The following is a 7,749-nucleotide window of genomic DNA, read 5'->3' on the forward strand; positions in this document are numbered from 1 at the left end:
GTCGGTGGAGGCGGAGTAGGGGGAAGGGGCAGGTCCGGTACCTGTTCCGCCACCCCGTACACCCGATACGGGTAGAGGGCCGCGTCCGCGCCGTACCCCGTCTCGATCGGCTCGATGCTGCACCTGACCACGCGTCCGTCGGGGACCGCCGCCCAGTACGCGCTCGGCGGGAAGGACTCCGCGGGGTGGAGGACCGAACTCCCCGTCCTGGCCGCGATACCGCGGGCGAGGTCCGCCTCCGTGAGGTCGCCGGCGGCGGATTCGGTGACGCTGATGTCGAGGGAGAGCGCCAGGTCGCCCGGCGGCAGCGGGCAGTAGGTGCAGAGCACCGGGGCCTCCCAGTCACGGCCTTCCTGGTCCTCGTCCTGGTGCGCCACGTCGACCGCGTCGTCGGGCAGGTCCAGCAAGTCGGCCAGGGCATGCCGGAGTTGGGCGGGGCTCCGCTCCGCCACGACGAAGAGGTTCGCGAGCAGCAACGTCATCCGCGCTGTCCGGGCCGAGGAACAGCCGGCGGGGTCACGACGGCAGTCTTCCCTCAACCGCCAGCCGGGCGAGGGCCTCGCGGCTGCGGGGTACGGTGCCGTGCCAGTTCAGCATCGCGACCGCCTGGTCGGGGACGAACCCGAACCGGGTGTACCGCTCGGCGAGTTCCATCGCCCACGGGGTGACGAGGGTGTCGTCGTCGACGCACATGCCGAGCCAGGTGAAGACCTCGCCGGCGATCCAGCCGCTGATCCACGTCACCCAGCGCTGGGCGAAGCGCGCGGCCTCCTCGCTGTCCGGGTCCTCGGGTACGCCGGGGATGTTGAGCAGGGCGCACTCGCGGGTCGCCTCGGTCATCCGTTCCTCGGTGACCAGGCCGGCATACGGCATCAACTCCCGCATGACCTGCCGGACTTCGAGCCAGGCGGGCGGTTCCTCGTCCTCGTCACCGGTCCAGTCCGGGTCGGGGACCGGGTCGGATACGGGGGCCGTGGGTGCGCAGGCCTCAAGGATCGCGCGGGCCCGGTCGATGGTGTCGGCGGTTTCCGGGAGTTCGGCGGGCCATTGGAAGCCGGCGCCCCAGCTGTGGGGAAGTTCCCGTACGGCGGGGGGAAGCAGGGGGCGCTCTCCCCGCACCGGTCGCCGCGCACGGGCTTCGTAGCCGGGGCGGCGCAGCCACACCAGGGCGTCCCGCGCCTGTGAGCGGCTCTCCTCGCTCGCTCTGTCGTCCTGTACGAGGCGAAGCAGGGCCTGCTCGCCGTGGGGTGTGCCGAGGGCATGCAGCAGGTTCACCGCGTCGCGGGAGGCGAGCCCGTTCTCGACGCAGCGCTCGGCTGCCGCCGCGACACCTCCTTCGTCGTACGGCTTCTGCTGGAGCCAGCGCAGCACGTCATGGGCCCAGCCCGCGAGCGCCTGATCGGTCAACACCCCGACAATCAGGTCCAGTTGATCATCCAGCCACCAGCTCGGCACCGACGGTCGCGCTGTGCCCGCCCACTCCCGCAGTACCTCGGCGACGCCCTCGCGGGTGAACCGGTCGGCCGTCGGCATGACCTGGGCCAGCCGGTACCCGGCCTCGTGACGGATCCGGTCGAAGAGTTCCCAGGACTCGTCGCTCCAGACGCGCGGCACGGGCGACTCCGGCGGCCCCGGCGGCCCCGGCGGCCCGGAGAGCGCGGCCGCCAGCGCCTCAAGGGCGGATCGCTCGGTCGCCTCCGTATGCGCCAGTTCCTCCAGTGCCGCCTTCCGTTCCCAGGTCAGGTCGTTCCACGGTGAGGGGAGCCGCCGCATGTCCGCGGGCAGCAGGTGATGCGCGGTCACTGTCCAGCCGCTCCGTTCCTCTGATCGTCCGCTCGTCCGCTCCACGTCAGGAAACACCCAGATACCGCATGGCGGTCTTCGGGTCCTTCATCTTGCCCGAGTCCCGTGCCGCCTGCCGCTCGGCCGGAGTCTTCCTGCTCCATGCGTCGTTCATCGCTCTGAGCTGCTGCGACGAGATGTCCTGGCCGGCGACGCGCAGGTCGAGACCGTTCTCGGCGAGGGTCTGCGCGGGTGTTCCGTCCGGGACGGTGCCGGTCTTCTTGTCCTTCTGGAAACCGTCGAACACCTTGTCCCAGCCGTCCTGCGTCTCGATCTCGTAGCGGGCTTTCCGACCGGGGTCGGCCTTCTGCCAATCGGCCAGTTTCTGCGCCTGGGCACGGATCGAGGCCTGGGTGGCGGCCTGTCCCGTGTTCTTGACCTCCACGACGTTGAGGGTGCCGTCCTTGCCCTTGTAGACCACGTCGGCGTCGTCGATACCGCTGAGATCGGCGGTGGTGCCGTCACCCATGTCCACGGTCTGGCGACCCTTCTTCAGGCCGACGCCGGCGTAGACCTTGGTGCCCTCGGCGGCATCGTCCGCGGCCCGCGTCGCGGCCTTGACCTCGGCCATGGCCTCAGCCAGCTGGTAGCGGTTGCCGGCCCTGAGCACGGGGCCGCCGAGCGAACCGCGGCTCTGGCTGTCGATGGTCGTGTTCTTCAGCATGTCCGCCAAGTCCTTGAGGGACTGGGTCAGTTCGACCTTCCCGATCTCCCCCTTGCTCAGGTCCGGGTTGTCCTTGGCCTTGGCGACGAGGTCGTCGATCTTCTTCTCGTCGAGCGTGAACCGCTCGTTCCTGGGCGTCTTCTGCTTGTCCCTGGCGTCCGTGATCGCCTTCTTCGCCTCGTCCGCGGCGTGCTTCAGGTCGGCCGCGCGAGCCGCCGCGTCGGCCTCATCCGCCTGCTTGCGGGCGTCCTCCGCCTCCTTCTTGGCGTCTTCGTCGCAGCCGTCCTCGGCGAGGACGACGTACGGGGAACCGCCGGCAGCCAGGACCGTGGAGCCCGTGCCGGGATCGCCAGTGAGGGTGCCGGATGTGTCGGGGCCATTGCCGTCGTACGGGATACGACGGTTGGGCGCGCCGATCGTGCAGCCGGTCTTCTCGGCCTTCTTCTCCGCTTCCTCGGCGGCGTCGTCGGCTTCCTTGGCGGCCTTCTCGGCGCCCGCCGCGTCACCGGCCTTGGCCGCCTTCTTGGCGTCATCCGCGGCCTTGGCCGCCTTCTCGGCGAGTTCGCCGAGCTTCCCCAGCTTGCCGATCTTGCCGAGGTCGCCGACCTTCTCGACGATCTTCGCGCCGTCGTAGCCCGGGATGAAGAGGGAACCGACGTTCCAGAGGACGTGGGTGACGGCGCGGGTCTTGTCGCCGTTGTTCCAGTCCTTGGCGACGTCGTCGCCGATGAACACGTCGTAGAGAACCGTGCCGCCGGTCTTGACGGAAGCACCGGCCCAGTCCCACAGGGCGCCCCCGTAATCGCCGTCGGACCACTTCTTGCCGGCATCCTTGGAGTTCTCCGACCAGTCGTCGCCGAGCTGTTTGCCGTAGTCGCCGATGCCCTTCAGGGTGTCCATCGGGTGGCGGACCATGTCGTAGATGCCGGTGAGGTCGCCCCAGACGCCGTCGACGAAGAGGCCCTGGCCTACTTGTTTGACCTGGTTGCCGGCGCAGCCGAAGAAGGCGCCGACGCCGGAGAAGCAGCCGTCGTCCTTCTTGTCGTCCTTGTCGTCGGCGGGGGCGGGCTTCTTGTCGTCGGTCTGGTCCGGGTCGGTGGTGGTGGTCGTGCCGGTGCCGGTGCCAGTGCCACCTGTGGTGCCGGTGCCGCCTGAAGTCCCGCCGTTGCCATTGCCGTTGTTGTCGCCATTGTTGTCGGCGTTGTTGTCGCCAGCGGCTGTGTCCGTGTCGCCGTCCGTCGAAGCGGGGCAGGCCATGCCGGTGACCTTGCAGACCTCCGACTGGATGCCGGTGAAGATCTGGGTACCGAGGCCGCTGACGAGCAGGGCTGTGATGATCGCCGCGACGATCGCGATGAACCCGGCGTACTCGACCGCCGTCTGCCCCTCGTCCCGGCGCCAACGGATCAGCCGGGACAGGGAGAACGGCCGGCGCTCCACGCGGTCCAGTTCCGCGAGCCCGTACCACTGACGGCTTTCGGGGCGGGACAGGAAGAACAGGATGAGGATGGGGAGGAGTAGTTGCAGCCCTCCGCGGGCGAACCCTGAGACGAGGTTGACGACCCCGCCGAGGATCAACCAGCCCTGTACGGCGACGAGTCCACGCCGGACGCGGGTCCCGCCCTCCCAACTCCGCCGGGCGAGCCACCAGCCGAGGACGCCGGGTGCGGCGGCGTACGCGACGAGGGCGATCACCTGTCCGTCGAGGGCGTCGTACGCCCCGGCCGTCATCAGCAGACCGAGCCCGCCGACGAGGGTGATGGCAAAGAGGGTGTGCACCAACACCAGAGCGGTGGCGAGCGGCACGGGCATGTCCTGACGCCCGGTCAACCCACCTTGCCCGCCTGGCACTTCCGGCACTCCTCCGATCGAGGCCATGGTGTCTCCCCCGTCCCCCGACGTCGCTCACAGCGCGACAAGACCTTGCAGAGGTTCCAGAGGTTAGGGACGGGGCGGGTGCCCGAGATGGGCCCGTGGGCCCAAATCGGTACCCAAGTCCTGAGTGGGCCTCAGCTCTCCGTGCGCGGGAACGTCACCTCGACCCTTCGGTTCTTCTTGCGGCCGGCCTCCGTGGAGTTGTCGGCGATCGGGTACTGCTCGCCGTAGCCGCGTACCTCGAAGGTGATGTTCGGGCTGTTCAGGTCCGCGTCCAGGACTGCCTGTACGGCGTCGGCGCGCTGCTTGGACAGGACGTCGCCGTGTGCGGACGAGCCGAGGTTGTCCGTGAAGCCGAAGACGCGGACCGTCGAGGCGTTCTGCTTCTTGATCTCCTCGGCGATCGCGTCGATACGGGACTTCGCCTCGGCGCTCAGCTTGGAACTGTCCTTGCTGAAGAGGACCTCGGCCTGGAGGGCGAAGGTCACGTCCGAGTTGGTGTCCTCACGGCGTTCCTCACCGCCCTGGTCCTCCACGACGGACTTGATGTCCAGGACCTTGGGGTCGGAGAGCGTCGCGCCCTCGGGGAGTTTCAGGTCCGGGTCGTTCGGGTCGACCTTCACCGGGGCGGAGGCCGAGGCCTCGGTGCCCGGTGGGACGCTCGGGCTCGGGGTGTCGTCGGCGTGCGCCGCCACCGCGCCGACGATGTTCGCGGCGACCATGATCGTGGCGGCGGTCACGACCAGGGCGAGACGGGGAGTGGTGGTCACGGCCGCCTCATCCGGAGATCTTGATCGTGCCGACGGGGAACGTCGGTAGTTCGAAGGAGACTTCGGTGGTGGTCGACGGGGGCGCCGGGAACTGCATGAAGACGGCCACCGTGCCGCCCGCCTTGATCGTCGTGAGGCCTGTCGTGGTGAGCGGCCGGCCGTCCGTGTCCCGCAGCACGTAGTAGCGCTTCTTGCCCTTGGAGTCCACGAGGGTGGCCCCGCCGAGCGACGTACCGTGCTGGAGGATCTCGGTCTCGTCGCCACGCAGGGCCGAGGGAATCACGAGCATTTTGTCACCGTCGTTCTTCAGGACCCCGTTCACGGTGACGAACCCGCCCGAGTCCCTGTCGGCAGAGGTGATTTGGAGGAGCAGTCCGTCGGTCCCGGTGAGTTCGGCCAAAGGCGTCTCCGACTGCCCTTCCTGAGCACTCGGATCGGATCCGCCGCTCTTGGAGGCCGACGCCGACGTGTCCGGCTTCTTGTTGTCGTCGCCGCCACTCCCGCAGCCGGCCACACCGAGGGCCAGACCGGCCGCGACGGCCATGGCGACCATCCCCCTGCGGGCCGTCGAAGTGAACCGAATGCTCATGACTCTGCTTCCCTCATCACTCGTCGTTCGCTTGTCAGTCGGCCAGGTGGACGTCGAAGAGGTCCTCGGGTCCCGGTAGATCGGTGAGATCCGTCGGATCGAGGTCCCAGTCCTTGTCCTTGCAGGTGAGCTTCGGCAGCACGTCGTCTCCGGCGCCCTCGCCGGGGAGTTGGAACGTGCAGAGCGGCTCGATCACGGCGGTGGCATGAGCCTTCGAGTACGTGCTCTCCGTGCCGGGGACGATCGAATCACCGACCGATTTGTCCGTCTCGACAGCGACCGTGTACTGCGGGGGGAGTCCCGTAGGCGGTGAACAACTGGTCAGGTGGGCGTCGTTCTGCCCCGCGAGCTCATCGGCACGCCCACATCCGTCGACGAGTCCCGCCACGTTGCCGTCGAAGATCTCCTGCCACTTGGTCGGGTCGAGTACGTTCTCCACCCACTTGCCCGCGAGTTGGTCCCGGGTGTCCTGGGCCGCCGCGAGCGCTGCCGCGTCCGCGGCCGTCTGGGCGCCGCCCCGGTTCACTGCGGCCTGGCCGACCGCGACGTAGGCGAACGCGAGAAAGAGCAGACCCGCCACCACCGTGATGTAGATGGGGAAGGCCTGCCCTGCGTCGCTGCGCCTACGGGGCGGCATCAGCCGCCGGTGACCTCGGAAATCTTGTTGGTGATCGCGTCGAGAATCGTCGAACCGATGCTCGTACCCGTGATCGCCAGCACGATCGCGACCACCACAGCGATGATGCCCAGGTACTCCACCGCGGTCTGGCCCTTGTCGCTGCGGGCGGCGCGGGCCTGAAGGTACGTCACGGTGGTGTTGATCCAGTTGCTCATGGTGTTCCCCTCCGAGAGACTCGATCCCGGCTTCCTCGTCGCCGGTGCCGCTTTCGACATGAGAACGGTATGCCCGAACTACAGGTACGCCAGAGGGCCCCAGGGCCCAAAATCGGGCCCAATCGGAGTCCCGGCCTTCGCACTGGGCCCGCCCGTCACCGAACCGGGGCCGTAGGCCCGGCAGTTGGGTCCTCCGTCGCGGCATCGCGAGTCACCCCAGCCCTCGGGCCGAACCCGGCGCCGTACCAAGCCACTTGGCCGCGGCCTCGGAACGGCTGGTGCTGTGGAGCTTGGCGAAGATGCGGTTGATGTGGTTCTTGACGGTCTTCTCGGAGATGAAGCAGGTGGCGGCGATCTGCTGGTTGGTCATGCCGGACGCGATGTGGTCCATGATCTCCGCCTCCCTCGCGCTCAGTTGGAACCGTGACCTGTCCAAGGATGACTGTCTCATAGGTGATTGCAGTTGCGAAAGGCTTTGTGGCGAATTTGACCGGGAGTTAGGCCCTGAAGGGATTGTTCCGTTTGCAGCTGCACCTATTTGAGACTCGTACGAGCCCAGGCCCTCGGGCAGGGACGCGGTCGTCCGGGCCGCCTGTTCCTGTCGTAGCTGTGCCAGCAGTGCGCCCGCCGCCGATGGCGTGAAATGGGCCCTGCCCTGCCTGATGTCCCTTACGGCGGCGACCAGTTCGTCCGCCGTGAACTCGCCGTGGACCAGATAGCCGCCCGCCCCGCGCCGCAGCGCCTCCTGGACGATCTCCGACTCCCTGCTGTACGTGAGCATCACGACCGGCGCGATCCGCACCAGGTACGGCAGCGCCGAGATGCCGTCCACGCCCGGCATGCGGACGTCCAGGAGGACCACGTCGGGGCGGTGGAAGTGGGCCGCCTCGTAGGCCTCACGGCCGTCCGCCGCCTCCGCCACGACCGTGATGTCCGCGCGGCCCGACAACAGGGCCGTCAGGCCCGCCCGGACCACCGGGTTGTCGTCGGCCACGACGACCCTGAGGGACGAAGTCGGGGCCGGTGGAGGGAAGTTGGGGAAGGGGTTCGGTGGCGGCTGGGCCTCAGCCCTCAACTGCTCAAGGAACGACTGGACGATCACGTTGACCATATGGCCATGCAGACCAGTGGTGTTTGCGAGAAGAAGCTCGTCCATCATGTCGTTCAGCCAGTCG

At 68.4% G+C, this 7,749-nt stretch carries 7 protein-coding genes and 1 pseudogene; all 8 read right to left on the reverse strand.

Annotation, left to right across the window (positions count from 1 at the left end):
• Window positions 1-482 (reverse strand): annotated as a pseudogene (locus ACNFOC_RS47070) (hypothetical protein); the annotation flags it as partial.
• 34 nt (window positions 483-516) lie between these two features.
• Window positions 517-1,803 (reverse strand): hypothetical protein, encoded by a 1,287-nt coding sequence (locus ACNFOC_RS47075; protein WP_416965144.1) that lies wholly within the window; start codon window positions 1,801-1,803, stop codon window positions 517-519.
• Window positions 1,804-1,849: 46 nt separating this feature from the next.
• Window positions 1,850-4,336 carry a hypothetical protein gene (locus tag ACNFOC_RS47080; RefSeq protein ID WP_416965145.1) on the reverse strand — a complete coding sequence of 829 codons (2,487 nt, stop codon included), beginning with the start codon at window positions 4,334-4,336 and terminating at the stop codon, window positions 1,850-1,852.
• Window positions 4,337-4,515: 179 nt separating this feature from the next.
• Window positions 4,516-5,103 carry an OmpA family protein gene (locus ACNFOC_RS47085; protein WP_416965148.1) on the reverse strand — a complete coding sequence of 196 codons (588 nt, stop codon included), beginning with the start codon at window positions 5,101-5,103 and terminating at the stop codon, window positions 4,516-4,518.
• Between the two features lie 55 nt (window positions 5,104-5,158).
• Window positions 5,159-5,740: a hypothetical protein gene (locus ACNFOC_RS47090; RefSeq protein WP_416965146.1), complete on the reverse strand. Its 582-nt coding sequence runs from the start codon at window positions 5,738-5,740 to the stop codon at window positions 5,159-5,161.
• Between the two features lie 34 nt (window positions 5,741-5,774).
• Window positions 5,775-6,377, reverse strand: a complete 603-nt coding sequence (locus ACNFOC_RS47095) for a pilus assembly protein TadG-related protein (RefSeq protein ID WP_416965147.1) — start codon at window positions 6,375-6,377, stop codon at window positions 5,775-5,777.
• A complete protein-coding gene (locus ACNFOC_RS47100) occupies window positions 6,377-6,574 on the reverse strand; it encodes a Flp family type IVb pilin (protein WP_327401614.1) in 198 nt (65 codons plus the stop codon). Before ACNFOC_RS47100 ends, ACNFOC_RS47095 begins: the two co-directional genes overlap by 1 nt.
• Before the next feature lie 211 nt (window positions 6,575-6,785).
• Complete coding sequence (locus tag ACNFOC_RS47105; protein WP_416965149.1) at window positions 6,786-7,685, reverse strand: response regulator; 900 nt, start codon at window positions 7,683-7,685, stop codon at window positions 6,786-6,788.
• Between the last annotated feature and the right edge of the window lie 64 nt (window positions 7,686-7,749).

Source organism: Streptomyces colwelliae (assembly GCF_048158785.1).
GTDB lineage: Bacteria > Actinomycetota > Actinomycetes > Streptomycetales > Streptomycetaceae > Streptomyces.

Excerpts from the sequence above, each read along its gene's own strand:
- ACNFOC_RS47085 (WP_416965148.1), bottom strand. The coding sequence starts at position 5,103 with ATGGTCGCCGCGAACATCGTCGGCGCGGTGGCGGCGCACGCCGACGAC.
- ACNFOC_RS47090 (WP_416965146.1), bottom strand. The coding sequence starts at position 5,740 with ATGAGCATTCGGTTCACTTCGACGGCCCGCAGGGGGATGGTCGCCATG.
- ACNFOC_RS47095 (WP_416965147.1), bottom strand. The coding sequence starts at position 6,377 with ATGCCGCCCCGTAGGCGCAGCGACGCAGGGCAGGCCTTCCCCATCTAC.
- ACNFOC_RS47100 (WP_327401614.1), bottom strand. The coding sequence starts at position 6,574 with ATGAGCAACTGGATCAACACCACCGTGACGTACCTTCAGGCCCGCGCC.
- ACNFOC_RS47105 (WP_416965149.1), bottom strand. The coding sequence starts at position 7,685 with ATGGTCAACGTGATCGTCCAGTCGTTCCTTGAGCAGTTGAGGGCTGAG.